The organism is Malaciobacter halophilus (assembly GCF_002837275.1).
Classification (GTDB): Bacteria; Campylobacterota; Campylobacteria; order Campylobacterales; family Arcobacteraceae; genus Malaciobacter; species Malaciobacter halophilus.
Genome location: NZ_NXIF01000030.1, coordinates 1 through 26,277, shown reverse-complemented (window position 1 = coordinate 26,277; position 26,277 = coordinate 1). Strand labels below are relative to the sequence as shown.

At 25.5% G+C, this 26,277-nt stretch carries 21 protein-coding genes; 16 read left to right on the top strand and 5 right to left on the bottom strand.

The window, feature by feature from the left end; genetic code table 11:
- Window positions 1–12 precede the first annotated feature (12 nt).
- Window positions 13–1,434: an SDR family oxidoreductase gene (locus tag CP960_RS08095; protein ID WP_101184917.1), complete on the bottom strand. Its 1,422-nt coding sequence runs from the start codon at window positions 1,432–1,434 to the stop codon at window positions 13–15.
- Between the two features lie 189 nt (window positions 1,435–1,623).
- Here CP960_RS08095 and CP960_RS08090 point away from each other — a divergent pair, with 189 nt between their 5' ends.
- On the top strand, window positions 1,624–3,924 hold the full coding sequence (locus CP960_RS08090) for a glutamine--tRNA ligase/YqeY domain fusion protein (protein WP_101184916.1): 2,301 nt from the start codon (window positions 1,624–1,626) through the stop codon (window positions 3,922–3,924).
- A gap of 25 nt (window positions 3,925–3,949) precedes the next feature.
- Here the strand turns inward: CP960_RS08090 and ciaB are convergent, their stop codons facing one another.
- The 3 genes from ciaB to CP960_RS08075 form a co-directional block, all read right to left on the bottom strand.
- The gene (gene ciaB, locus CP960_RS08085) at window positions 3,950–5,830 is read right to left on the bottom strand and encodes an invasion protein CiaB (RefSeq protein WP_101184915.1); all 1,881 of its coding nucleotides are present in this window, start codon (window positions 5,828–5,830) and stop codon (window positions 3,950–3,952) included.
- A 92-nt stretch (window positions 5,831–5,922) separates the two neighbouring features.
- Window positions 5,923–6,303: a DoxX family protein gene (locus CP960_RS08080; RefSeq protein ID WP_101184914.1), complete on the bottom strand. Its 381-nt coding sequence runs from the start codon at window positions 6,301–6,303 to the stop codon at window positions 5,923–5,925.
- A 35-nt stretch (window positions 6,304–6,338) separates the two neighbouring features.
- On the bottom strand, window positions 6,339–9,551 hold the full coding sequence (locus CP960_RS08075; protein WP_101184913.1) for an EAL domain-containing protein: 3,213 nt from the start codon (window positions 9,549–9,551) through the stop codon (window positions 6,339–6,341).
- Window positions 9,552–9,801: 250 nt separating this feature from the next.
- Here CP960_RS08075 and htpG point away from each other — a divergent pair, with 250 nt between their 5' ends.
- The 12 genes from htpG (at window position 9,802) to CP960_RS08020 (ending at window position 22,173) form a co-directional block, all read left to right on the top strand.
- Complete coding sequence (gene htpG, locus CP960_RS08070) at window positions 9,802–11,712, top strand: molecular chaperone HtpG (RefSeq protein ID WP_101184912.1); 1,911 nt, start codon at window positions 9,802–9,804, stop codon at window positions 11,710–11,712.
- A 196-nt stretch (window positions 11,713–11,908) separates the two neighbouring features.
- Window positions 11,909–13,789, top strand: coding sequence for an AAA family ATPase (locus tag CP960_RS08065; RefSeq protein WP_101184911.1), 1,881 nt, complete (start codon window positions 11,909–11,911; stop codon window positions 13,787–13,789).
- Window positions 13,782–14,585: a retron system putative HNH endonuclease gene (locus CP960_RS08060; RefSeq protein ID WP_101184910.1), complete on the top strand. Its 804-nt coding sequence runs from the start codon at window positions 13,782–13,784 to the stop codon at window positions 14,583–14,585. The genes CP960_RS08065 and CP960_RS08060 overlap by 8 nt, the downstream gene beginning before the upstream one ends.
- A gap of 127 nt (window positions 14,586–14,712) precedes the next feature.
- On the top strand, window positions 14,713–14,865 hold the full coding sequence (locus CP960_RS13755; RefSeq protein WP_162919065.1) for a hypothetical protein: 153 nt from the start codon (window positions 14,713–14,715) through the stop codon (window positions 14,863–14,865).
- Window positions 14,840–15,451, top strand: a complete 612-nt coding sequence (locus CP960_RS08055) for a Fic/DOC family protein (RefSeq protein WP_101184909.1) — start codon at window positions 14,840–14,842, stop codon at window positions 15,449–15,451. Before CP960_RS13755 ends, CP960_RS08055 begins: the two co-directional genes overlap by 26 nt.
- A gap of 98 nt (window positions 15,452–15,549) precedes the next feature.
- Window positions 15,550–16,293 carry a sulfite exporter TauE/SafE family protein gene (locus CP960_RS08050; protein WP_101184908.1) on the top strand — a complete coding sequence of 248 codons (744 nt, stop codon included), beginning with the start codon at window positions 15,550–15,552 and terminating at the stop codon, window positions 16,291–16,293.
- A 12-nt stretch (window positions 16,294–16,305) separates the two neighbouring features.
- A complete protein-coding gene (locus CP960_RS08045) occupies window positions 16,306–17,127 on the top strand; it encodes a LysR family transcriptional regulator (RefSeq protein ID WP_101184907.1) in 822 nt (273 codons plus the stop codon).
- Window positions 17,128–17,214: 87 nt separating this feature from the next.
- A complete protein-coding gene (locus CP960_RS08040; protein WP_101184906.1) occupies window positions 17,215–17,856 on the top strand; it encodes an ATP-binding protein in 642 nt (213 codons plus the stop codon).
- A gap of 22 nt (window positions 17,857–17,878) precedes the next feature.
- Window positions 17,879–18,829 carry a tetratricopeptide repeat protein gene (locus CP960_RS08035; protein WP_101184905.1) on the top strand — a complete coding sequence of 317 codons (951 nt, stop codon included), beginning with the start codon at window positions 17,879–17,881 and terminating at the stop codon, window positions 18,827–18,829.
- Window positions 18,830–18,929: 100 nt separating this feature from the next.
- Window positions 18,930–19,877, top strand: coding sequence for a TAXI family TRAP transporter solute-binding subunit (locus CP960_RS08030; protein ID WP_101184904.1), 948 nt, complete (start codon window positions 18,930–18,932; stop codon window positions 19,875–19,877).
- Between the two features lie 4 nt (window positions 19,878–19,881).
- Entirely contained in the window at window positions 19,882–21,678 is a 1,797-nt protein-coding gene (locus CP960_RS08025; RefSeq protein WP_101184903.1) for a TRAP transporter permease, read from the top strand.
- Window positions 21,679–21,690: 12 nt separating this feature from the next.
- On the top strand, window positions 21,691–22,173 hold the full coding sequence (locus CP960_RS08020) for a GNAT family N-acetyltransferase (RefSeq protein ID WP_101184902.1): 483 nt from the start codon (window positions 21,691–21,693) through the stop codon (window positions 22,171–22,173).
- On the opposite strand, the gene CP960_RS08015 is transcribed toward CP960_RS08020, so the two are convergent.
- A complete protein-coding gene (locus tag CP960_RS08015; protein ID WP_101184901.1) occupies window positions 22,170–22,637 on the bottom strand; it encodes a hypothetical protein in 468 nt (155 codons plus the stop codon). The two genes, CP960_RS08020 and CP960_RS08015, sit on opposite strands and share 4 nt — an antisense overlap.
- Before the next feature lie 385 nt (window positions 22,638–23,022).
- Between CP960_RS08015 and CP960_RS08010 the strand changes: the two genes are divergently transcribed.
- The 3 genes from CP960_RS08010 (at window position 23,023) to CP960_RS08000 (ending at window position 26,238) form a co-directional block, all read left to right on the top strand.
- Window positions 23,023–23,586 carry a hypothetical protein gene (locus tag CP960_RS08010; RefSeq protein ID WP_101184900.1) on the top strand — a complete coding sequence of 188 codons (564 nt, stop codon included), beginning with the start codon at window positions 23,023–23,025 and terminating at the stop codon, window positions 23,584–23,586.
- A 509-nt stretch (window positions 23,587–24,095) separates the two neighbouring features.
- Window positions 24,096–24,278: a hypothetical protein gene (locus CP960_RS08005; RefSeq protein WP_101184899.1), complete on the top strand. Its 183-nt coding sequence runs from the start codon at window positions 24,096–24,098 to the stop codon at window positions 24,276–24,278.
- 73 nt (window positions 24,279–24,351) lie between these two features.
- Window positions 24,352–26,238 (top strand): sensor histidine kinase, encoded by a 1,887-nt coding sequence (locus CP960_RS08000; RefSeq protein WP_101184898.1) that lies wholly within the window; start codon window positions 24,352–24,354, stop codon window positions 26,236–26,238.
- Window positions 26,239–26,277: the final 39 nt, after the last annotated feature.

Sequence of the window (26,277 nt, the reverse complement as noted above, 5' to 3'; positions counted from 1 at the left end):
CTCTCTTTTTGTTTACATTTTTTTTGCTTTTTTTACTATATTGGTAATCATATTATTAAAAACAAAATAGTGTAAAGGAACAAGTATATACCAATATGCTCTTCCTAAAACTCCTTTTGGATAAAAATAGGCTGATTGAATTAATTTATTATCTTTTATTTTAAACTCAAGCCAAGCACTTCCTGGAACTTTCATTTGTGCAAATAAAAGTAATCTTTCATTCTCTTTAATATCAATTACTTTCCAAAAATCTAAACTCTCTCCAACTCTTAATTCATCTTGACTTCTTCTACCTCTTTTTAATCCAACTCCACCAATTATTTTATCAATTATTCCTCTTAGTTCCCATAAAAAATCATAATCAAACCAGCCTTGTTTTCCTCCAATAGTTATGAAGCTTTTATACACTTTTTCATTACTTATATTAGATATATCTATCTCTTTTCTATCTATGAAAATAGCATCAGCAATCTCTTTTGTATGGTCTTTTTCCCAAATTTTTCCTGCATTATCACTCCATCTACTTATAACTTGATTTGTTTCTATCTCCTCAACAGCTTTTTTAACAGCTTTAATAAATGGCATAGGAGTTATATCTTTAAAATATCTTTTTGCATTACTATTTTGTATTATAACTTCTGATTTAAGACCTTCTATTAATGCTTTTGCAACTTTAAAAGGCACTGGTGTAAATAGATTTAACCAATAAGAAGATAAAGTTATTGATAAAAAAGGAAGAGGGATTAAATATCTTTTTAAACCTAATGCTTTTGCTGTTTGAAGCATCATATCTTTATATGTTAACTCTTCTGCTCCTATATCAACAGTTAAGTTTTTGTCATATTTTAGAAATAAGGATTGTTCTAAATAATCAAGAACATCATCAACTGCAATTGGCTGTGCTTTTGTAAATACCCATTTAGGTGTAGTCATAATAGGTAGTTTTTCTGTTAGATTTCTAATTATCTCAAAACTTGTACTTCCTGAACCTATAATTACTCCAGCTCTTATCCAAATAGTTTGAATACCATCTTGTTCACTTAATACTTCTCCTGTTTCTAATCTACTTAATAAGTGTTCACTTGTATCTTTGTTTTTTACACCTAAACCTCCAAGGTAGATTACTCTTTTTACATTGCATTCTTTTGCTACTTCAATAAAATTTTGTGCAGAGATTTTATCAAGATTTTTATAATCACTTCTATTTAAAGAGTGAACTAAATAATAAGCAGTATGTACATTTGTCAATGCTTCTTTTAAACTCTTTTTATCAAAAGTATCTCCTTCATAAACTTCAATATCTTTTGAAAGATTAGAAGATAGACTTTTTTTGTTTCTAACAAACAATCTAAGGTTAATATTTTTATTATTAATTAATCTTTGTTTTAATCTTCTTCCAATATATCCTGTTGAGCCTGTAAGTAATACTTTCATGATATATCCTTTTTCTTTGTATATTTATTTTAACATTAAAAAATGTAGTTTGGTATGCTATTTTTATAAGATTAAAATTAATTATTTTTGCTTTAGATTTTATTAGTAATTGCTATGAGGCTATAAGCTCTATTTGGATAAAATACAAACCATAAAATAAGAGTTTTAAAATCAAAAGGCTTAATAAAAATGAATGAAAATAAAGATTTTTTACGTACAATAGTTGAAGAAGACTTAAAAAAAGGCAAATATAGTGAGGTTGTAACAAGATTTCCTCCTGAGCCAAATGGTTTTCCTCATATTGGTCATGCTAAATCTATTTGTATAAATTTTGGAATTGCAAAGGACTATAAAGGATATTGTAATTTAAGAATGGATGATACTAACCCAACAACAGAAGATACAAAGTATGTTGAAGCATTAAAAGATGCAGTTGAATGGCTTGGTTTTGATTGGGGAAATAGTGTATATTACACTTCTGATTATTTTCCTAAACTTTATGAATATGCAGTAAAACTTATCAAAATGGGTAAAGCTTATGTTGATAGCATTGATGAAGAGCAGATGAAAGAGTTAAGAGGAACAGTTACTCAAGCTGGTCAAAGAAGTGAATATGCCAATAGAACTATACAAGAGAATTTAGAGCTTTTTGAAAAGATGAAAAATGGTGAGTTTAAAGATGGTGAACATGTTTTAAGAGCTAAAATCGATATGAGTGCAGCAAATATGAAATTAAGAGACCCTTTATTGTATAGAATAAGGCATTCACACCATTTTAGAACAGGTAATACATGGTGTATTTATCCAATGTATGATTTTGCTCATTGTTTATCTGATTATATTGAAGGGATTACACACTCTTTTTGTACTTTAGAGTTTGAAAATAATAGAGAGATATATGATTGGATATTAGATACGCTTGAGCTTGAACCTCCAAGACCATATCAATATGAATTTGCAAGATTAAGTGTTAATTATACAGTTATGAGCAAAAGAAAGTTATTAGAGTTAGTAAATGGTAAATATGTAAGTGGTTGGGATGACCCACGAATGCCAACAATTGCAGGATATAAAAGAAGAGGTTATACTCCTGAATCTATTTTAAATTTTTGTGAACAAATAGGTATAGCAAAAGCAAACTCTATGGTAGATGTTGCACAATTGGAGTTTTGTATAAGAGATGACTTAAATCAAAAAGTTCCAAGAGTTATGTGTGTTCTTGACCCTTTAAAAGTAACTATTGAAAATTATGATAAAGATATGGAGATAATTGAAGCTTCTTATTATCCTCATGATGTACCAAAAGAAGGAAGTAGAAAAATACCTTTTTCTAAAGAGCTTTATATAGAAAGAGAAGATTTTTGTGAAAACCCACCAAAAGGTTATTATAGACTTACTTTAGACCAACCAGTTAGATTAAGACATGGATATATTATCTCATGTAAAGAAGTTATAAAAGATAAAGATGGAAATATAACTGAAATAAAAGCACACTACTATCCAGAATCAAAAAGTGGAAGTGATACAAGTGGTATTAAAGTAAAAAGTGCGATTCAATGGGTTTGCGCAAAAGAGGCTAAGAAAGTTGAAGTAAGACTTTATGATAGATTGTATAAAAGTGAGGCTCCAGAAAATTTAGAAGATTTAAATCCAAACTCACTTAAAATTATTAAAGATGCTCTTGTAGAACCAGCTGTAATTGATGATAAAAAAGATGAAAGATTTCAGTTTGAAAGACAAGGGTATTTTTATGCAGACCCAATTGATTATAGTGATGAACATCCAGTATTTAATAAAATAGTTAGTTTAAAAGATTCTTGGGCTAAAAAGAGTAAAAAAGTAGATAATAAACCAAAAGAGCAAAAACAAGAAATAAATAAGGTTCAAGTTCATGGAGAAGCTGAACCTATGACAGAAGAGCAAAAACTATTTTTTGAGAAATATACGCAAAAGTTTAAATTAAATAATGAGGTATCTAATATTTTAGCAAGGGATGAGAAACTTTCATCATTTTTTGAAGAAGCATATAAAGAGCTTACTTCACTTTACAATCAAGCAACAATGCAAATATTAGAAAAAGTTAGTATTTTAGCAAATTATGTTGCAAATGATGTAGCAAAGCAGTTAAAAGATAAGTCAATTGATGAATTAAAATTTAAAGAGAGTCAAGTTGTTCAATTAGTTAAGATGGTAGATGATGAAACTATCTCTTCAAAAATAGCAAAACAAGTATTTGAACAAATGATTCAAACAGGTGAAGAGCCACAAAAAATAGTAGAAGATAAAGGATTAGTTCAAATAAGTGACCCTGATGTTATTTTACCAATAATTGATGAGGTTATTGAAAACAATCCACAAAATGTACAAAAGTTTAAAGATGGAAATAAAAAGCTTTTAGGATTTTTTGTGGGACAAGTTTTAAAAGCTACTTTAGGAAAAGCAAATCCAAAAGTAGTAAATGAACTTGTAGTTAAAAAACTACAAGCATAAAGTTTTATTTAAAGGCTAGTTTTTACTAGCCTTTTATATAGTTAGATTTTTTATCTTCTGTATCTAATTCTTGACCAATTTGCTTATATCTTTCAAAGTAATATTTTACAAATGAGTTTATTTTTTCATTTACAGGCATAAAATATTTTCCTTCTTTTGTTGCAAACTGATTTAAAAATATTGTTGCATCTTTTTTATCTAAGTAGTGTTTTGCAAGATTTGTATATGTAGTAATATACCATTTTTTAAGTTCTTCAATCTTTTTTGAATCTAAATCAATATTTAAACTATTATCTTTAAAATCTAAGATTTTTGTATCAAATAGTGCATTTAGGTGAATTAAACCTTCACAATAGTATGGTTGTACTTCGTCAACTTCCATCCAAGCAATTAATCCAATAGCTCTTTTTACTAAATCGATTAAAACTTGCTCTTCAAGCTCTTTTTCATCCTCCTTTTCGTCACAAAAAAATGAAATAAGACCACCAGTTGTAGCTTTAAACTCTTCAATATTTTTAAAATTGCCAGTTTTATTCATAACTGCTTCTGTTTCATCATCGCACCATAAAATATGACCAAACTCATGTCCAATAGTGCTAATATCATATACTTGATGCCATTTTTCAGTTTCATTAAATAAAAACTCTCTATCTTTAGTTAGTAACTCTTGGCCAAAGATTTCACGAGCTAGTTTTAAAAATGGTTTTGCCCTTGAAATTTGCAGAATTTCATCTGAAAATGCAAAAATCTTTTTCCCTTCTTCTTTTGAAACAATCTCATCATTTGGTACAACTTGAGCTGAAAATAATCCATTAAATTCTGCTCCAAAAAATAAAGCAGGTCTTCCAATATATAATTGTACTTTATCAAGAGATTTTAAAGAAAAATTATATATGTGTTCATACTTTGCATCTTTTTCAAAGCTATTATATATTTTTTCAAAAGCTGTCTTAATCTTATTTACTCTTTTTTCATTTTTTGCAAAAGTAGGGTTTGTAAGTCTTATATCCCACTCTAATGCAACTGCTTTTCTAAAATGGTCTTCATAATATTCAAGTGGATGTCCTATTTGAATAGGTGTTTTTATTTTCATCCAAGCTCTATCTACATCTGCCCATTTTTCTACTAAACTATTTTCATTCTCTTCACTAAAAGCTTTAATTAAAGCTTGAAGATATAAAACATAATCCCATTTTTGATTATATATTTCATCTTCAACTTCAATTAATCTATCTGCAAAGTTTTCTAAAGCATCAACTACATCAGTTACCTCTTTTTTAAAAGCTTTAATGTAAGCTTGAGATTTATATTTGTCTTTTTCTTTTACTAATGCAGAGTAGCATCTGTCAGCTATTTCTTTTGAATGTCCTAAATCAAACAAGTTCTCTTTTTCTAAATATTCAAATACTTTAGTTTCATCATCATTGAATTTTTCTAAAAGCTCCTTATTCGTTTTATTAATAATTAATGCTGTCCATGAACTTTGCCATTTACTCATAGCTTTCCCAACGCTATAAACTCCTTTGAAAACTTCTCGATAAAAAGGTGTTAGTAATCTATTCTTTTCAATATAATTTATGAGGTTTAAATGTTTATCTTCCCAAAAATCTTTTACAAAAAGATATGCTTTTTCTTGTAGATTTATAATCTCTTTTTCATCTTTTTGTGATTTTTTTAATACTTGAACTAGTGAATCATCTCTTAAATTTACAAGTCTTGTAATAAGTGCGAATCTAAGATTATCATCTAATTGTAGATTTAAAGTTTTAGCAAACTCATCAATAATTGTAAGTTTATTAAACTCTTTGTTTTCTAAATATGTGATAAGCTTATTTGTATTGTTTTTTTCATTTTCTAAAAATTGATATATATCTTTTACATCATTTAAAAATTGATTTTCATTCATTTCAATCCTTTTTTATAGGTTTTGTAAGTCTATCTTTTTTTAAATTAGTAATGTATTACATAAGTGTTAAGTAGAAAACTTTAAAAAAAGTTTTAAAGTTCGCTACTTCTAAATAGAGTTGTTTTATTCTTTAAGAAAAAAGATATAGCTAAAATAACTAAAAAGATTAAGGGTATGATAATCTCTTCAATACTACTTTTTGAACTATAATGCGAATATGAAGCAAATAGAAAATCAAGAGCAAAACCAGCATAAGCTAAATCTCTAATCTTATCAAGCTTTTTAGGTAATAAAAGCATTGCTCCACCAATGATTTTTAATACTCCAAGCATTGTAAAAAAGTATAAGGGATAACCTAATTTATTGGCAACTTCTATAACAGAATCAGATAATAAAATATCAACTACCCCACCTACAAAACCTATTAAAATAACAATAATAAGTGTTGATACAATGTAAATTTTTCTTGTCATTGAGAATCCTTTGCATAAGTATATGCAAAATATCTTTATTTTTTATTTAGTAAATTAATTGCATCATTTGCTTTAAGCGGTTTGCTAAAATAGTATCCTTGATATAAATAACTGTTCTTTTTTATAAGGTATTGAATCTGTTCTTCTTGTTCTACTCCTTCAATGATTAGTTTTAAATCTAACTTTTGTGCTATTTCTATAACCATATTGATAATTGAATCGTTTACTAAAACATCTTTTTTTCTTAAAAAATCTCTTTTAAGTTTTATTGTATCAACTGGAATTTTTGAAATAGAGTTAAGTGAAGCATATCCCACTCCAAAACCATCAATACTTGATGAAATGCCTAGATTTTTTAAATCTTTTATTCTTTTTATTGCAAGAGTTAAATCTTTAAAAATTGAACTTTCATCAATTTCAAACTCAATATATTTTGTATCTGCACTATTTTGTTTAAAAATAGTTTTAACATAATTAATAAAATCAGGATGAGAAAACTCTGTATAAGAGATATTTATAGATACTTTAATATCATTAATATCAATATTTTGTTTTTCCCATTGTTTTATTTGTTTTATTGCACTATTTAAAACCCATTTCCCAATTTGTATTATTAAGTCTGATTTTTGAGCAACTTCTAAAAAACTGTCAGGGTATAAAACTCCTTTTTTTGGATGATTCCATCTAATTAATGCTTCAAATCCTAAAACTTTTTTATTCTCATAATCAAATTTCTTTTGATAATATAATTCAAACTGTTCATTTTTAATAGCTTCTCTTAGTTCATTTTCTATTCTTAAATAGTTTCTTGTTTTTTTATCTAAATCTTCATGGTAAAACATAACTCTATTTTTACCTTGTTCTTTAGATAAATACATAGCTGCATCTGCATTTTTTATAATATCTATTGAGTTTTTATTTTTTTCTGGAAAAAGTGCAACTCCAATACTGCTTGTAGTAGTAAGTTTATGACTATCTATTTTTATTGGATTATCTAAAGTATCTCTTACTTTATTTGCAAATTTTTCAATTTTTATAATAGCTTCTTCTTTTTGTGAACTTATATTTTGAACTAAGATTACAAACTCATCTCCTCCAAGTCTAATAACAATATCATCTACTCTTGAACAACCTTTTATTTTTTTTGCAATCTCAATCAAAAATAAATCTCCAATATCATGACCTAATGAATCATTTATATATTTAAAATTATCTAAGTCTATAAATATCACTCCACCAAATATTTTATGTCTTGTTGCAAGTGCAATTGCTTGATTTAATTTCTCATTTAAAATTGTTCTATTATAAAGTCCTGTTAGATTATCTGTTTGTATTTGATGAATAAGTCTTTCTTGGCTTCTTTTTATTTCAGTTATATCAAAAAACTGTGCAATAAAATGAGTTATTTTACCCATATTATTTTTTATTGCAGTAATTGTTGCTCTTTCTGGATATATCTCTCCATTTTTTCTTTTGTTATAAATCTCTCCACTCCAAGAGCCATAATTTAATATATCAAACCAAAGTCTTTCATAGAACTCTTTTGTATGTTTTCCTGATTTTAAGATTTTTGGATTTTTACCTACTACTTCATTATTTGAGTAACCTGTTATTTTTGTAAAAGAGCTATTTACTTTAATAATATTTGCATTTGCATCTGTAATAGCCATAGCTTCTTGTGAATCAAAAGAGTATGATGCAAGTTTCATCTCTTCTTCATACTCTAATTTTAATTTTTCATTCTCTTCTTTTTCAAGTCCGTAAGATAAGTCATTTGTCATTTTATCAAAAATTGCAACTATTTCATCATCAAAAAAGTTTATATCATTTGAACAAAATGCCATAACACCCATACTTTCATCTTTTTTATATAAGGGATAAACTGCAATTGATTTAATTTCATTTGCTTTTTCACTAAATAAATCAAGAAAGGATTTATCTTCAAATATGTCATTTATTATTATATTTTTTCTTTCAACTATACATTTTTTATATAATTTATTTTTATTATTTATCTCTAAATTTGAAAGAATTGATTTTTTTTCACCAAAGCTTTCAACTATTTGAAGATTTTGATTTTTATCAAATAAACAAATAAAACTAAGTGCTAAATCTAACTCTTTTGTTGCAAAACTACAAGCTTTATTTAGTACTTCTTGCATAGTGTAATTATAGATTATAAGTTCATTTGCATTATTCAAAATATTATAAATCTTTTTTTGTTTTTTTAAACTTTTAAAATTTTCAGTCTCTTTTTTTGTGATTCTTCTAAGTGCTATAACTGAAAAAACGGAAGCAAACATACTTACAAGCCAAAGAATAAAACTATAAATTAAACTATTTATAGTGTAGTGTTTTAACTGTTTTGCCTCTTTTAAAACAGTTTTCATAAAATACTCTATATTAATTCCTAAAGCGTCAATTCTTTTTGTTGAAGTATTCCACCAGTTTTTTGCATCTTCATTTAATATTTTTTCATTTTCAAAGTTATAGATTTTTTCTCTGAATCTTTGAACATCTTCAATAAGTTTTGAATTAAAAGTATTATAAAAAAAGTTTAATTCTTCTATATTTATAATATTTTTGAAGTTTTTTATATTACTATTTTGTAGTGATACTAACTCTATAATCTTTTTTAAATAAGATTTTTTTATAGATTCTTTTGAAAAACTATTTGATAACATAGCCCTTTCAAGTCCTGCATACTCTTTTGTATTTATAAGATAAAGAGTAGCAAGTAGTTTATTACTAATTTTACTATCAGCCTTACTTGTAAGAAGTACAGTCATAGAGTCTATAATAGCATTTGTCATATTGTTATAACTTTTTAGTTCATTTGTTAAATCAATATCTAAAGCTAAAACTTTTGTTCTTAGTTTTTGAAGTTTAAAAAGTTCATTTTGAATCTTTTTTATATGGCTTTTCTCTTTTTGTGAATTAAAATTATTTTTAACAATAAAATTATCAAAAAACTCTTTTGATTTATCTGTTTGCTTTTTTTGAAATATCAAATCTTTCTTGAATTTTTTACCAAGAGAACCTATATATCCTGCTGACATTCCTCTCTCTTTTTGTAGGTTATTTAGTAAAAACTCTGCATTTAAGACATAATTTATATGTAAATCAATCGTGTCTAGTCTATCTAAAGTTTTGTATTTATTATAAATATAAATACTACTAAAAAAAATCATTCCTATCGTAGGAATTAAAATAATCAATATCATTTTGTAAAGTGTTTTATTTTTCATATATCTAACTCTTCTGTAAAATTATAATAATTTTATAATACTGAAAATAATTTAAGTTACTTCTTAAGTTAAGGTTGATTTAATGGTTTTAGCACTTGTGCGATAAAAGTGCTAAATAAAATAAAAACTTTAGCCAACTTTTATAAAGTTGTGATAAAATTCTTCTGTAAAATTTATAAAAAATATAGGAGAAATTATGGTACACATTGCTTTTAGCAATTTGTCCATTTCCTAAAAGGAGAAATAACTAATGGCAAAACATCAATTTCAAACAGAAGTAGGACAACTACTACACTTAATGACGCACTCTTTATACTCAAATAAAGAGATTTTTATAAGAGAGCTTGTGTCAAATGCAAGTGATGCAATTGATAAACTAAACTATTTAAAACTAACAGATGAAAATATGAAAAAATCTATTGGTGAGGATTGGTCTGGAGAGATTAATATCTCTTTTGATGAAAAAGACAAATCAATTACAATAGTTGATAATGGTATTGGTATGAATGAAGAGGATTTAATCTCTTCTATTGGTACTATTGCTAAATCTGGAACAAAATCTTTTGTTGAAGCATTAACAGGAGATGCAAAAAAAGATAGTAATCTAATTGGACAATTTGGGGTAGGTTTTTATTCTGTATTTATGGTAGCTTCAAATGTTGATGTTATTTCAAAAAAAGCTGGTGAAGATACTGCTTATAAATGGTCTTCAACAGGAACTGGTGAGTTTGAAATTATACCTGTTACAAAAGAGACAAATGGAACAGTAATTTATATTAAACTAAAAGATGAGGAAGCTGAAGAGTTTGTTAATAAACATAGAATCTCAAATATAATTGGTAAATATTCAAATCATATTGCTTATCCTATTTTCTTAAACTATCAAGAAGAGGTAGAAGAAGAGCTAAGTGAAGAGGATAAAAAAGCTGGAAAAGAGGCTAAAAAAAGTGTTGAAAATAAACATGAAAAAATCAATGAAGCAACAGCACTTTGGACACAACCAAAATCAAATTTAAAACAAGAAGATTATAATGAGTTTTATAAATCAATTTCTCATGATTCTCAAGACCCATTATGTACAATTCATACAAAAGCTGAAGGTGTAAATGAATATACAACACTATTTTATATTCCAAAAACTGCACCAATGGATATGTATAGAGCTGATTATCAACCAGGTGTTAAACTGTATGTTAAAAGAGTATTTATTACTGATGATGAAAAAGAGTTATTACCAACTTACTTAAGATTTGTTAGAGGTATTATTGATAGTGAAGACTTACCTTTAAATGTAAGTAGAGAGATTTTACAAGAAAACAGAATCTTAGCAAATATCAAACAAGGTTCAGTTAAAAAAATTCTAAATGAGATTAAAAAACTTGCTAAAGATGAAGAAAAATATGAAGAGTTTATTTCTCAATATAATAGACCTTTAAAAGAGGGTGCTTACCAAGATTTTACAAATAAAGATTTAATTTTAGATTTAATTAGATACAAATCTACTAAAACAGAAAATGGTAAATTGACTTCTTTAAAAGCTTATAAAGAAAGAGCAAATAGTGAGCAAAAAGCAATTTACTATATTGTAGGTGAGAATGAAAAAGTATTAAGAAACTCTCCATTATTAGAAAGTTATAAGAAAAATGATATCGAAGTTTTAATTTGTGATGATAAAGAGATAGATGAAATTATCACACCAACTTTAGGTGCATATCAAGAGTGGGAGTTTAAAGATATTACTTCTGTTGAACCTCCAAAAGTAGAGCAAACTGAAGAAGAGAAAAAAGAAGTAGAAGAGAAATTCCAAGATATAACTAAAAAAATCAAAGATATTTTAGGTGAGTCTGTAAAAGAAGTTAAAATTACAAATAGACTTTCAGAATCTCCATCTTGTGTAGTAAAAGATGCAAATGATCCAATGGCACAAATGGCACAAATGATGAAAGCAATGGGACAAGAAGTACCAGAATCAGCACCAATTTTAGAAATCAATCCAGACCATGAAATAGTAAAAAAACTAAATGGTTGTAGTGATGATAGTATGATTGATGATGTATCATGGGTACTACTAGACCAAGCAAAACTAAGTGAAGGTATGGAAATTACTGACGCAGTTTCTTTTGCACAGAGATTATCAAGAATCACAGCAAAAGCTCTATAAAAAATAAATCAACTATTTGCACGCATCTTCAGCGTTGCAAATAGTTTTTCTTTCAATCTGTAGGCTCAATCAAGAAAAAATATTTACGCCTTGAATCTACATACAACTAGTTGTTTATTTTACTAAATATGTAATAAATGACATCTAATTTGTATTTAGATAAAATTAATGAAATTTAAATCTCCAAAGGTAAAAAATGTCTATAGATATAGAAGATATACAGAAATATATATTTGACCCTAATAAACCTAAACAATGTAAATCATATAAATTGTTATTGAAAATTGCTAAAAATGAGAATATTAGTTTTATTTCTCCAAATTTTTTGCAATATTTTTTTGGAAGTCAAATTATAAATAGAGATTTTGAAAATGAATTATGGGATAAGCCTCCTAACTATGAAAGTTTAAATGCTTTTGAAAAGTTGAATTTATTTAAAGATAATCTTTCTTTAGATGAATTAAAAGAGTTTATTAATAATTTGGATTTAAATTTTGATAAATTTAAAAAGTATACTTTTTTAGATAGATTTTTTACTATTGACAAAACTTATGAAAATGAATATAAAATGGTTCCTAAAAAAACTAACCCTTTGTATTTTAATATGTTAAATTCTGAATATGAAGAAGTTGAAGTAAGAAGAGAAAAATTATGTTTTAAAGTTTCTAATGATGATGTAGAAGAGTATTTTAAAAAGTTAATTGTAGATAATATTTATAAAAATGACATTTCTTATAATGGTGGACTACAATTCTCTTCTGATAAATACTTAAAAAATATTATTTTCTTTTCTTTAAAATATTATGATTTACTTTTTTCAAATGTTAAGAAATCTTCTATTCTTGTTACTTTATTGGAAAATAAAAATGATTTTTTTAAAAAATATAATGATGTATCAAGTTCTAAGAATATTAAACCACTTTTCCTTAAAAAAATTGAAGATGTAGATTTACTTTTAAATGTTTTACAGGGAGATTTAAAAGAAGAAAAACAAAAAGAAATAGAAAGAGAAGATATATCTTCTTTAGACTCAATTCATATAAAAAATTTTTATAGTATAAAAAATTTAAAAGTTGATAAGTTAAAAGATAAAAAAGAAATTTATTTAGTAGGAGAGAATGGAGATGGAAAAACTTTATTTCTTCAAGCTCTTGCTATAGCAATGAAAGGCTCAGAACGTGATGGACAAGAGTCTTTTCGAAAAATAAAAAATGAATATTCTTTATCTTTAGAAGATTCAAACAAAAATATTTACAATGGATTAGATTTAGAATACAAAAATTTATTTGCTTATGGTGCTAATAGAAATAATAATTGTCAAATGATTGAAGATGAATCAGGCTTTTTAACTTTATTTGATAGTAAGTTAGATTTAAAAAATCCTTTAAAATGGTTACAAAAAGTTGACTATAAAGAAAATAGAGGTGATGAAACTTTACTTTCTGTTGATGCTGCAAAAAAACTTTTAAAGACTTTACTAAATAGTGATGTTGAAATTGAAATCTCTCCTGAGGATGTAATCTTTAAAGAAAAAGGTTCAATCGTTAGCTTTGAACAATTATCAGCAGGATATAAAGCTGTAATAACAATTATAGCTGATTTATTAGTTAGACTTTCTGAAAATCAACCTTATGTAAAAGAAATAAATGATTTTAAGGGAATTGTTCTCATTGATGAAATAGAACTTCATTTACATCCAAAATGGAAATATAATTTTGTAAAAAAAATAAGGGATATTTTTCCTAATATACAATTTATTATGACTACTCATAGTCCAACAGTTTTACTAGGTGCATCAAAAGAAGCGGTATTCTATAAAATATATAAAGAAGATGGTGAAGTTCATATATCAAATCAAATACCAAATGAAGGTTATACAAATAATACTTTAATATCTTCTCCTTTATTTGATATGGATACTGTAAAGTCTAGACATTACGAAAATGCAATAAGTAGTGACGATTATGTATATGAAAAAATTCATCAAGTTGTTTCTAAAAAAATAAAAAATGATATATATATTGATGAAGATAAAATTTTAGCATTTATTGAAGAAGAGTTAGAAAAAAATGACTAAGGTTAATAAAAATTTTTCTGATATTCCCGATATTTTAAAAAATGAAACAAGAGAAAATATATTTAATGCAAATATAAAAGCTGGTAAATATATAGATAAAAGTAATTTATATAAAACATCATCTGTTCAAAAAGAACTTACTAAAATATATTATTTTAAATGTGCTTATTGTGAAAAGAAATTGCTAGATACTGATTTACATATTGAACACTATAGGCCTAAAAGTGTTTATTATTGGTTAGCTTATTCTTGGGATAATTTATTATTAAGTTGTGGACAATGTAATAGAAAAAAAAGGAATAATTTTAAAATAGAAAATTCAATGGCAATTTATAATAATGAAGAGTTTTCTAATATTCATAATTTGAGTGAATCATATAATAAAATTGAAAAACCTTATGCTATAAATCCTGAAAAAGAAGATGTTTTTGATAAATTAATTTATGATGAAAATGCAATTATTAAATCTTCTGATAAAAGAGTTTTATATACTATAAATGATTTGTGTGGTTTAAATAGAAATGAATTAATTGAAAAAAGAATTCAATTAATAACAGATTTTAAAAATGTTGTAGAAGATTACTTTTATTCTTTTTCACAAGATAGTGATGAAGATATTAAAAGTAATATTAAGTTTTTTATTCCTTTAGTAAAAGATTTTGTTAGTAAAGTAACATTAGAGAGTGAGTTTTATACATTTAGACGTTTTATAATTATGAATATTGATGTGTTTTTTGATAATGAAGATATTAAAAAAATATTAAAAGTTTTAATTTCTAAATTAAGTAATGCCTAAAAACTTGATTAAAAGCTGATATTTATGAACATAGCAAAAGTAAGTAAATCTCAAATATTAAAAAAATAAAAAGCTTTTCTTTTTTGTAAAAATTAGATAAAATATAATTACAAAATAGGAGTTATAAATGACTATTGCAAAAGTAAGTAAATCTCAAATTTCAAAAACAGTTAGAAACTCAAACTTAATTGAAGGATATAAAAAACCATCTAAAGAAGTGCAAGTAAAAGCAAAAGTTTTAATGGAAAAATACAATGTCAAAGTATCATCAAAAAGATAGTAAAATTTACTATGATGGTACAGATATTCCTATAAATAAACTTTCTTTAAAAAACTCATTAGAACTACATGAAATAGAATCTATTTTATTAAAACAAGCATATGAACTTTATATTTCACAATTAAATGAAAATACAGTTTTTGATGAATCATATTTTATTAATTTACATAAAAATACTTTTGAAACACTTTACGACTGGGCTGGAGTTTATCGAACAGAAGATATGTTTAAAGGTGCTTCAACTTTTTGTATTGGACGAGCAGTTAAAAATGAATCAAAAAAAATTTTTGATATGTTGAAAAAAGAGAATTATTTAAAAGATTGTAGTTTCATATCTAAAGAAAATTTTGCAGAAAAAATTGCTTTGATAAAATCAGAATTGATTTGTCTTCACCCTTTTTATGAATTAAATGGAAGAATAACAAGATTATTTTTTGATATGATTGTTGTTTATAATGGTTATCAACCAATTGATTATTCAAACTATACATCCCAAGAATATATTAATGCATCAATAGAGTGTGTAAAATACGCTGATGAAACTTTTATGAAAAGAATTATTTTAGATGGCCTTAAAAAAGCATAAATTAAATATTTAAAACACCTTTAATAAACTTTTGATATAATCTTTAGTAATACCTTTTGGTATTACACATAGTTATATGTAATATTAAAGGTAGTCATATGGATATTTATTTTGTAATTGCTTTTGGGGTGATTGTTCTTTTTTCTTCACTTGTTCATGGTAGTATTGGTTTTGGTTTTGGGATGATTTCTACTCCTTTGGTTGCTTTATTTACTGATATTCAAACAACAATTACTTATATGCTTATTCCTACTATGCTTGTAAATATTATTAGTATTTTAAGTGAGGGTAAGTTTTTTGAGGCTTTAAAAAAGTTTTGGTTTATAATCTTACTTATGGTAATAGGAAGTGCTTTAGGAACTGTTCTTTTAGTTTATACAAATTCAAACTATTTCAAACTTTTACTTGCTTTTATTATATTTGTTTATCTTTTACAATCTTTTGTAAAAATTGAAGCTACATTTATCTCTTCTTATCCAAAGTCATCTACTTATGGTTTGGGCTTAATTGGTGGAATCATTTCAGGTCTTACAAATATAGTTGCGCCTTTGATGATAATGTACACTTTAGAGTTAAAATATACAAAAAAAGATACAATTCAATTATCAAATTTGTGTTTTTTATTTACTAAAATAGGGCAACTTATAGTTTTTATATCTTTGGGTGCTTTCTCAAATGAAGCTTTTGAACTATCAATTTTAAGTATTGTGATTGTATGTTTAGGAATGCTTTTAGGTATAAAAATAAAAAGAAAAATTGATGCAAAGTTTTATGCAAAAATATTAAAGGCTTTACTATTTATTATAGCACTAACATTAGTATATCAAACTCTATTTTTATAAAGGTTTTATAGTATGGATTCAAATTTATTAAAAGTATTTATTGCAGTTGCAAATAATAAAAGTATCTCTTTAGGAGCAAAAGAGTTAAACTTTACTCAATCAAATGTCACTTTAAGAATAAAACAACTTGAAAAGAGCTTAGGTTATGCTTTATTTTACCGAACAAATAAAGGTGTTATTCTTACTCTTGAGGGAGAAAAACTCTATCCTTATGCTATTGAAATAGTTAAAAAAGTAGAAGAGGCAACTTTAAAAATAAGAAATATTGATTATCATGAACTATTAAAAATAGGTTCAACTCAATCAAATACAACTATAAGACTAATAGATTTCCAAAAGAAATTAAACAAAGATTTTAAAGATATGAATTTAGAGTTTGTTGTAGATAGTAGTTTAAATTTAATTGAGCAACTTTTAGATTATAAACTTGATATTGCTTTTGTAAATGGAAACCCAAATCATAAAGAAATAGAAGTTTTAAATATTATAAAAGAGGATATTGTTTTAGTTCAATCAAAAGATAAAACTGCTCAAAATACTATTTTTGCATATAAAAATGGATGCTTAAATAGAGTTTTTTTAGATAAATACCTTTCAAAAAATAAAAAAAGCAATTATAAAAAAGTAAATTTAGAAAACTACGAATTGATACTATCTTGTGTTGAAGCTGGTTATGGAGTGGCACTTTTTTCACGGCCAATAATAGAAAAATTTGGTTATGAAAAAAGGTTGAAAATAACAAGTATGGATTTTGAACTTGATACACATTTGATATGTAGAAAAGACTCAGTATTGATTATAAAAGAGTATTTAAAAGATTTAAATTTTGTATAAAAAGTGAAAATTAGTGCTTAGTAAGATATTGTCAGAATACTTTCAAGATATTGTGCTAAAGTTTGTCATTTAATTTAGGAGGATTTTATGTCAAATAATCACAAGTTTACAAATGAGTTAAAACAACTAGTTACAAATTTAAAAAATAAAGCTTACTCAAATAGTGAAGTTTTTCTAAAAGAGTTATTGCAAAATGCAAATGAAGCTGTAATGAAACTAAAAAAACTAAAACAAGAAGATAAATATAAACAAGAGTTAAAAGATTGGGAAGGAATGCTTGAAGTATATTTTGATAAAGCAGATGGTTCAATTACAATAGTAGATAATGGAATAGGTATGAATAAAGAAGAACTTTTTGAGTTAACTCATACTTTAGCTACACAAAAAGCTAAAGATTTTTTATCTTCAAATAGTAATAAAGCTTCAAAATTAGGTCTTTATTCACTTTTCTTAGTTGGAGTTAAAGCTAATATTATTTCAAAAAAACTTGCAGAAGATACAGCTTATAAGTGGACAAGTGATGAAGATGGATTTACTTTAGCTCCTTGTATAAATGATGAGGGTTCAGGAACTGTTATATATATAAAATTAAAAGATGAATTTGCAAAAGATTTTACAAATAAAGAGAAATTAAAAGAGTATATTTTGCCTTTTAAAGATAGTTTATCAACAAATTTATATATAAGTTATCATGAAGGCTTAGATGAAAAAATTGAAAAAATAAATTAAAAAATAGTTTAAGGAAGATAAGTTGAGTCAATTAGATTTTAAAGAACTATATGACCAGTTTAATATTAACTTGCAAAACCAAAAATTCAATGAGGCTTTGCAAGTAAGTTATGATTTGTTGGAGTTATCTAATTCTAAAATAGAAGAAGCATATGCTTTTTTAGCACAAGCAAGAGTTTTTTTAACATTAAAAGATGATTCTAAATTACTTAAAACATATAATGAGATTATAAAAAGATTTAATAATACAAATGATTCTCATATATTAAATATTCTTTCATACGCTTATTATAATAAAGCTTTAATTTATGCGAGAAATAAAGAGTATGAAAAAGAGTTAGAAACTTATGATGAGTTATTACAAAGATTTATTGAAGATACTTCAAGTGATTTAGAATTGTTATTATCAAAAACTTATTCAAATAAAGCAATTTGTACAAAGCAAATTAAAGACCCTTTAGAAACAATAAAAGTTTATGAAGAGTTGATTTTAAATTTTAAAAACTCTACAAATGAAGAGGTGTTATATCAAGTAGTAATGGCTTATTTTGCAATTGCTATAATATATTCCAAATTAAATCAAAATAGTAAAGCTTTAAAGTATTACTCTTTAATAATTAATGATTTTGAAAATAGTAAAAATAATGCAATTCTTGAGATTGTAGCAAAAGCTTTTATAAATAAAGCTAGTAGATTAAAAGATGAAGAAGAGAATGAAAAGGCTTTAAATTTATATAATAAAGTAATAAAGACTTTTGAAAATAGTAGTGATGAAAAAATATTGATTCAAGTTGCAATTGCTTTACATAATAAGGCTTCAATTTTAAGTCAATTTGGTAATGAAAGTGAGTTAATAAATGTATGTGATACTATAATAAAAATGTTTTCAAATAGTAAAAATGAAATGATAAATGATATAGTATTAACAGCAGAAGTGATAAAAGATAAAGAGAAATATAACTCCTCTTTTTAAAAGTAAATTATTATAAAAAACTTAAAATGAATTATAATTGTTTTAAAGCTTAGTTGAAACTTGATATAATCTTCCCATTTTATTTTGGGGAGAAAAATAAATGAAAATAAAAGCACTTACAATAGCACTTATAGCATCTACTCTTGTGAGTAATCTTAGTGCTCAAAGAGTTACATTAAAAGCTGCAAAGTCATCATCATCTTACTATCAAATGGCAGTTCAAGTTGGTGAAAATATTGCTAAAGCTACAAACAAAGAGTTAAGTATTACTATTGAAGAGAGTCAAGGCTCTGTTCAAAATGTAAAAGAGGTAAGAAAAAGAGTAGGAAATTATGTTTTTACAACTCCTCCTGTATTATTAAAACTTGCAAAAACAAATAAAGCAATGTTTAAAACAGATAATTCAAAGGACTATGAAAAAGTAAGAGCGCTATTTCCTATGCCATATTTAACTATGCACATAGTAGTAAGAAAAGACTCAAATATTAATAGTTTTGAGGACTTAAAAGGGAAATCTTTGCTTGTAGGTAAAGGAAGTTTTGGTGCAAGAGAAGCTAAAAAATATATAAAACTTTTTGGCTTAAGAGAAGATGTTAAGTTAATAAATGCTGAACTTTCAGGTGCTGTTGCTGCACTTAAAAATGGCCAAATTGATGGTTTTGCAACCTCAGGCTCTTATCCAGCGCCAAATGTAATAGAAGCAGCTGCAAGTGCAAATATTAAGATTTTAAATATGAGTGATGAACAAATTGCACTTACAAAAAGAGATAAAATAGTAATTCCAGCAAAAACATATGCAAATATAGATGAAGATATTAAGACTACAACTTTACCTGTTGGAGTTTATACTACAACTAATATGAGTGAAGATACTGCTTATAAATTTACTAAAGCTTTTTGGGAATCAAAAAAAGCTTTAGAAAAACAAAATATTTGGTGGAAAGCTATAAGTTTTGAAAATCTAAGTATGTTTTCTACTAAATTGCATAAAGGTGCTTTAAAGTATTATAAAGAAGTAAATGCAAATATTCCAGAAGGTATAAAGTAGGTAAATGAGTCAAAATATTCAAAAGCAACTATCAGTAAAATATTTGATAGTTGCTATATTAGCCATTTTTACAGTAGGTTTTCATATCTATCTTATCTTTACAGGATTAATGCCAAATTTAGTAAGCAGACCACTACATTTAGCTCTTGTATTGCCTTGGGTTTTCTTATTAACAGAAAATGAAAATATATCAAAACTTACTAAATATATTGGATATATAATACTAATTTGTGCACTTTACTCTTCTTATTATATTATTACTAATTATATATATTTAGAAGACCAATACGGTTCATTAGAAGGAAATTTACAATATTTTGTTGCAATTAGTTTACTTATTGCAGTATTAGAAATGGCAAGAAGAGCCGTTAAACTAGCCTTGCCTTTAACTGCTGCAATTGCATTAGCTTATGGACTTTGGGGACACTATATTCCAGGAGAGTTTGGTCATCAACAAATTCCTTTAGATAGTTTTTTAGGAACTTTAGTTATTGCAGAAGGTGGAATATATGGAAGTCTTACTGGGATTTCAGTAAATGTGGTTGCTGTTTTTGTAATTTTAGGAGCTTTTGTTGGTATAGGGGAGGGTGGAAACGCTTTTATGGCTATGTCAACTAAGCTAGCAGGAAAATTAAGAGGTGGGGCTTCTAAAGTATCTGTTTTAGCTTCTGGTTTTTTTGGTTCAATTTCTGGTTCAGCTTCAGCAAATGTTGCTTCAACTGGTTCTTTTACTATTCCTACCATGAAAAGGTTAAATTATCCACCAAGTTTAGCCGCTGCTGTTGAAGCAGTTGCAAGTACAGGTGGACAAATTATGCCTCCTTTAATGGGAGCTGGTGCTTTTATTATGGCAGAGCTTCTAAATGTACAATATTCAAAAATTATGGCATCTGCAATATTTCCAGCAATACTATTTTTCTTTACTGTATGGATTGGAATTGATGTTTTTGCAAAAAGATATAAACTTGTAGCCATGGCAAATGAAGATATTCCAAAAATAGATTTAGTTTTAAAACTAAGTCCTTTTTTTGCTATACCTTTTGGGATTTTACTTTATGCTCTTTTAGTAATAGGTAAAACTCCTCAATTCTCTGCAGCATTAGCTATTTTTGCATCAATATTTCTACTTTTAGTTGATAGAAATTGGAGTATTTCAATAAAAGAGTTTGTTTATAAGTTTTTATCAGCTTGTATTACAGCTTCTAAACAAATTGCGATGATTGCTTCTGTTATTATTTGTGCTGGTATTATAATAGGAGTTTTAAATATTACTGGAGTTGGAGTAAAAATAACATCAGCAATACTGTATTTATCAAATGGAGAATTATATATAGCTTTAATCTTAACAGCTTTAGCATGTCTTATATTAGGTATGGAAGTTCCTACAACAGCAGCTTATATTATTTGTGTATCAGTAGCTGGACCAATACTGCAAGAGTTTGGATTAAGTGCAATTCAAGCTCATTTATTTATTTTTTGGTTTGCTTTACTATCTACTATTACTCCGCCAGTTTGTGGAACGGTTTTTATTGCCTCAGGAATTGCACAATCAAATTGGTTACATGTAGTAGCAAAAGCTATGAAACTTGGAATTGGACTTTATGTCGTGCCTATTGCATTTATTTTAAATCCATATTTAATAAAACCAGATGAGTTTTTTACTTTAGCTTTTATATCTTTTATAAAAGTAGCTTTAGGATTATGGATACTTTCAAATGCATTAGTAAATGATAAATACAAACTATATCTTAGAGCGGTTATGATATTACTAGCATTACTTGTAATACTGTACCCATTATAAAAAAGGAGAAAAATGTCAGATATTATTTTAAGAGATGCAACTATAAAAGATGCACAAACAATATATAATTTTATTAAAGAGTTAGCTATTTATGAAAAAGCAGAACACGAAGTTAAAACGGATGTTGAAACAATAAAAAAGAGTGTTTTTGGAAATAATAGTGTAACTTCTGTTATTTTATGTGAATATAAAAATGAACCTATTGGTATGGCTTTATATTTTTTTAATTATTCAACTTGGCTTGGTAAAAATGGAATCTATTTAGAAGATTTATATGTAACTCCACAATATAGAGGAATAGGTGCAGGAAAAGCACTATTAAAAAGACTTGCACAAATAGCAGTTGAAAATGATTGTGGTAGAGTAGAGTGGCAAGTTTTAGATTGGAATAAACCATCAATTGATTTTTATGATAGTATTGGTGCTAAAGGACAAACAGAATGGATACCTTATAGGCTAACAGGTAATGCTTTAGAAGAGTTTGCAAGAAACTAGTTTTTAGTTTCTAACTCTTTTAAGGATTGAAGGATTGCAGTTGCTAATTCATCTGTAATTACTTCACCCCATTTTTTTAACTGTTTATCTTGATTTTGTTCACAAATTTCTATCATTGTTCTATTGAAAAAATTACCATCATTTATGTCATTAATTATAGGTTCTATTTTTATTTTTTCATCTTTTACTAACTGCATATTATTGTTTATAAAGTTTTGTATTGCATCCATAGCAGCTTGATTTCTTAATTCGTCTTCAAAAAGTTCTTGAGCATTCTCAAGCTTTTGTAAATCCTTAAGTAGTTCATAAATAGAGCCAAGTGCATATTGAAACTCTATATTTGTATCAATATCTTTTGTATTTGTTATATTTATCAATTTTCCCGTTGAAATTTGATAATACATATCATATTTTGCAAGATTATTTATAATATTTTTTTTTGAAAAGTGTCTTTGTAAATCCATATATCTTCCTAAAAAATTAAGTTTTAAGTATAACCAACATTAGCCAAAAATTAGATAATATCTTACATATTGTAATATATAAGATAAGTTAAAAAAAAATATAGTATGATTCCACAAAAAATTTAATGGGGAGTTTTTAAATGTTTGAGATAGTTATATCTTTATTTATCTTATTTACTTTAATATCTATACTCTATTTTAAAGAGAAATCAAAACAGAAAGATAAAATACCTTTTAGTATTAGAAAAAAGATAAATATTAATAAAAACTGACACATTACATAAAATCTACATAAAAATTATGAAATAAGAACTATCGTACTCTTGAAAAAATTTTATTTATATGTTAAAGTACATTTCTTAATATTAAATAAAAGGAAAAAATTATGGGATTTTTTAGGAATCTTTTAAAAACAATTATAAAAGTTTCAAGACCAGTTTTTTCCATAGAAGCAAATGAGCTACATTTTAAACTTAGTTCAGATTTATTTTATACATACACTTTAGAAAATTTTGATATTAAAACAAGACATGACCCATATACTTTAGATGCTTTTACACTAAAAACACCATCTTTTTATCTTGAACATATAAAAGTAGATGAAGACACAATCTGGCAAGGTCAAGCTCTTAGTTTATATGAAGAGTTTTTAAAAGAGCAACTAAAAATTAATAAATTTCAGTTATTAGAAGATAAAAATTTTGAAAATTATGAGTTTAAAATATATAGAGTTGATGATGAGTTTTTACTTCATTTAGTTTATATATGGGAGCTAAATAAAGATGTTTTTATCTTAGATTTTGATACTTCATTATTTAAAACATTAATTACAAATCTTGATGAAAATTATATCTATAAATATGAAAATGAAAAAAGATTAAATATTGATTTTGATAGTAGTTTAGTAAAGTTAAATGCATTTAAAGGCTATTTTAATTCTAGTATGTAAAAGTATAGTTGTGTTTCTTAAGTTTTGATACTAAAAATTTTAAGTTTTTAACTTTTTTTTTGGTTATTTTTTTATTAAAATTGATTTTTATTTTTTTGATTTATATATAAAGTTCTCAATAAATAGGAGTTTTCCTAATTTTATATTATTTAAAATTATAATTTTTATAATAATAATCTAAATTATTAGCTCTGTTTTGTCAAATTTTCTTGAATTTGATATAATTATGCAAAATTTTTAAAGGATCTATTATAGATTTAATCATCACACAAGTAACAGATTTTTTTTATCAATTTAAAAATAGAGTTGTTGAAACAGATGAAATTGTAACTGAACATCAAGAAGCAATTAAAGAGTATGCAACTGTATTAACTGAAGAGAATATACATAAAGAGTATGAAGAAAACTACCTAACAATTTTAGGATATGCATTTAGACTTGAAAATGTAAATGATAGAATTTTCTATACCTTTCAAGAAGCTATTTATGCAATAGATTTAGCAAAACAGATGAAAGATAAGAATGCAATTGTTTTAAACTCTATTGTTTATATTCTTGTTTTAAACAGTTTTATTGATGAATATTTTGGAAAAGAACTTGACGAACAAACAAAACAAAAAGCTTTAGAAACATATAAAAATATAGAACAAAAACAAGCAAAAGAGAATCAAAAATATCACGTTTATCAGTAAGTCTTAAATAAACTCACTTAATACTCACTATGCTTAAATAAGATTACTTAATTTAAACTAGGAAAATATAAAAATGTTTAGTGAAAAAAATATTTCAAAGTTAATTGTATTAACTCCTATAATTACAGTACTTCTTATTGCATTTTTTACTATATATTTCTTTATTCAAAATCAGTATAAATATTTTGAAAGTGAGAGTATAAGAGAAGAAGCAAACTATATTTTAAAACAAAAAAATATATTAAAAAAAGAGATAAACTCTGTAATATCTTATTTAGATTACCATGAAAAGAAAGCTAAACAAGAAGTAGAAAATAGAGTAAAAAATAGAGTAGAGATTTTATATAATCAACTTTCAATATTGACAAAAGATAAAAATATTACAAATACAAAAAAGAGTGAATTAATGAATCAATTAATTGATTCAAAAGCTATTGAAAGAAGTGACTATTTTTTTGCATACGATGTTCAAAATGACAGCTTCATCCAACCTTTTAATAGAAACGTTCAAAAAGAGTTTGAAGTTGATGATAAATTTATAAAAAACTATTTATATCCTGACACAGGAAAATTTATTGAATTAAAGGATAGATTAGTTTATATTAAATATATACCAAAACTTGATTGGATTATAGGAACAGTAGAAAACAGTCAAGAAAATATTAAAAAAATCAAAAAAGATTTAATAAAATATATTGAAACAATTCGTTATGAAAATAATGGATATATTTGGATACATGATACAACATATCATCTAATTGCACACCCTTTTAGACAAGAAAGTATTGGAAAATATGATATAGATTTAAAAGATGCAAGTGGTGATTATATTACTAAAAAATTTATTGATGAAACAAAGAAAAAACCAAATGGTGTCTTTGTTGAGTATAACTGGCAAAAACCAAATCATAAAAAATTTTCTAAAAAACTTGGTTATTTTAAACTCTATAAAAAATGGAATTGGGTTGTTGGTGCTGGGCTTTATATGGATGATATAGAAAACTCTATTTTAAAAAATAAAAAACTATTAGAAAAAAGAGTTGATAAATATATTGAAACTGTTGTTGTAATCTCTTTTTTTGTTATTTTTATAATTGGTATTTTATCTGTTTTTATCTCAAATAGGATAAATCAAGCTTTCAATGAGTATAGAAAAAGTGTTATAAAAAAAGAGCAAGAATTACAAGATTTAAATAAAAATTTAGAATTAAAAGTTGAGAAAGCTATTAGCGATGTAAAGAAAAAAGATAGAGCAATGCTTCATCAGTCAAGACTTGCAAGAATGGGTGCAATGCTTAGTATGATAGCTCATCAGTGGAGACAACCTTTAAGTGAACTTTCTGGTGTATTAATGGAGTTAGAAACAGCAAATAAGTTTAAAAAAGTTGATGAAAAGATGATTCAAGATTCAGTAAATGAATCAAATAAATTAATTGAATTTATGTCAAATACAATAGAAGATTTTAGAAACTTCTTTAAACCAGATAAGAAAAAAGTCTATTTTTACTTAGATGATGCTTGTAATGAAGCTTTAACTTTAGTTGACGCTTCAATTAAAAATTTCAATATTAATCTTGTAAAAAAAGTAAAATGCAATAGTATTATATATGGGTATGAAAGAGAGTTTGCACAAGTAATGTTAAATCTTATTTCTAATGCAAAAGATATTTTAGTTCAAAGAGATATAAAAAACCCAAATATTTATATAGAAGTTGATGCTATTGGTTCAAATGCAATTGTTAAAGTTTTAGATAATGCAGGTGGAGTTGAAGATGAATATATAGATTTGATTTTTGAACCATATTTTACTACAAAAAGTAGTTCAAAAGGTACAGGTCTTGGACTTTATATGGCTAAAATGATTGTTGAAAAAAATATGGAAGGTGAAATTAGTGTAGAAAATACTAATAAGGGTGCTCTTTTTTTAGTAACACTTCCTTTTAAAAGTGGACAAGAGTAAAAGAGCTTAAAAGCTCTCCCACTCATCATCTTTATCACT

Excerpts from the sequence above, each read along its gene's own strand:
- CP960_RS08095 (WP_101184917.1), bottom strand. The coding sequence starts at position 1,434 with ATGAAAGTATTACTTACAGGCTCAACAGGATATATTGGAAGAAGATTA.
- CP960_RS08055 (WP_101184909.1), top strand. The coding sequence starts at position 14,840 with ATGTCAAAGTATCATCAAAAAGATAGTAAAATTTACTATGATGGTACA.
- CP960_RS08025 (WP_101184903.1), top strand. The coding sequence starts at position 19,882 with ATGAGTCAAAATATTCAAAAGCAACTATCAGTAAAATATTTGATAGTT.
- CP960_RS08010 (WP_101184900.1), top strand. The coding sequence starts at position 23,023 with ATGGGATTTTTTAGGAATCTTTTAAAAACAATTATAAAAGTTTCAAGA.
- CP960_RS08000 (WP_101184898.1), top strand. The coding sequence starts at position 24,352 with ATGTTTAGTGAAAAAAATATTTCAAAGTTAATTGTATTAACTCCTATA.
- CP960_RS08075 (WP_101184913.1), bottom strand. The coding sequence starts at position 9,551 with ATGAAAAATAAAACACTTTACAAAATGATATTGATTATTTTAATTCCT.
- htpG (WP_101184912.1), top strand. The coding sequence starts at position 9,802 with ATGGCAAAACATCAATTTCAAACAGAAGTAGGACAACTACTACACTTA.
- CP960_RS08090 (WP_101184916.1), top strand. The coding sequence starts at position 1,624 with ATGAATGAAAATAAAGATTTTTTACGTACAATAGTTGAAGAAGACTTA.
- CP960_RS13755 (WP_162919065.1), top strand. The coding sequence starts at position 14,713 with ATGACTATTGCAAAAGTAAGTAAATCTCAAATTTCAAAAACAGTTAGA.
- CP960_RS08005 (WP_101184899.1), top strand. The coding sequence starts at position 24,096 with ATGAAAGATAAGAATGCAATTGTTTTAAACTCTATTGTTTATATTCTT.
- CP960_RS08015 (WP_101184901.1), bottom strand. The coding sequence starts at position 22,637 with ATGGATTTACAAAGACACTTTTCAAAAAAAAATATTATAAATAATCTT.
- ciaB (WP_101184915.1), bottom strand. The coding sequence starts at position 5,830 with ATGAATGAAAATCAATTTTTAAATGATGTAAAAGATATATATCAATTT.
- CP960_RS08040 (WP_101184906.1), top strand. The coding sequence starts at position 17,215 with ATGTCAAATAATCACAAGTTTACAAATGAGTTAAAACAACTAGTTACA.
- CP960_RS08065 (WP_101184911.1), top strand. The coding sequence starts at position 11,909 with ATGTCTATAGATATAGAAGATATACAGAAATATATATTTGACCCTAAT.
- CP960_RS08045 (WP_101184907.1), top strand. The coding sequence starts at position 16,306 with ATGGATTCAAATTTATTAAAAGTATTTATTGCAGTTGCAAATAATAAA.
- CP960_RS08030 (WP_101184904.1), top strand. The coding sequence starts at position 18,930 with ATGAAAATAAAAGCACTTACAATAGCACTTATAGCATCTACTCTTGTG.
- CP960_RS08020 (WP_101184902.1), top strand. The coding sequence starts at position 21,691 with ATGTCAGATATTATTTTAAGAGATGCAACTATAAAAGATGCACAAACA.
- CP960_RS08050 (WP_101184908.1), top strand. The coding sequence starts at position 15,550 with ATGGATATTTATTTTGTAATTGCTTTTGGGGTGATTGTTCTTTTTTCT.
- CP960_RS08080 (WP_101184914.1), bottom strand. The coding sequence starts at position 6,303 with ATGACAAGAAAAATTTACATTGTATCAACACTTATTATTGTTATTTTA.
- CP960_RS08060 (WP_101184910.1), top strand. The coding sequence starts at position 13,782 with ATGACTAAGGTTAATAAAAATTTTTCTGATATTCCCGATATTTTAAAA.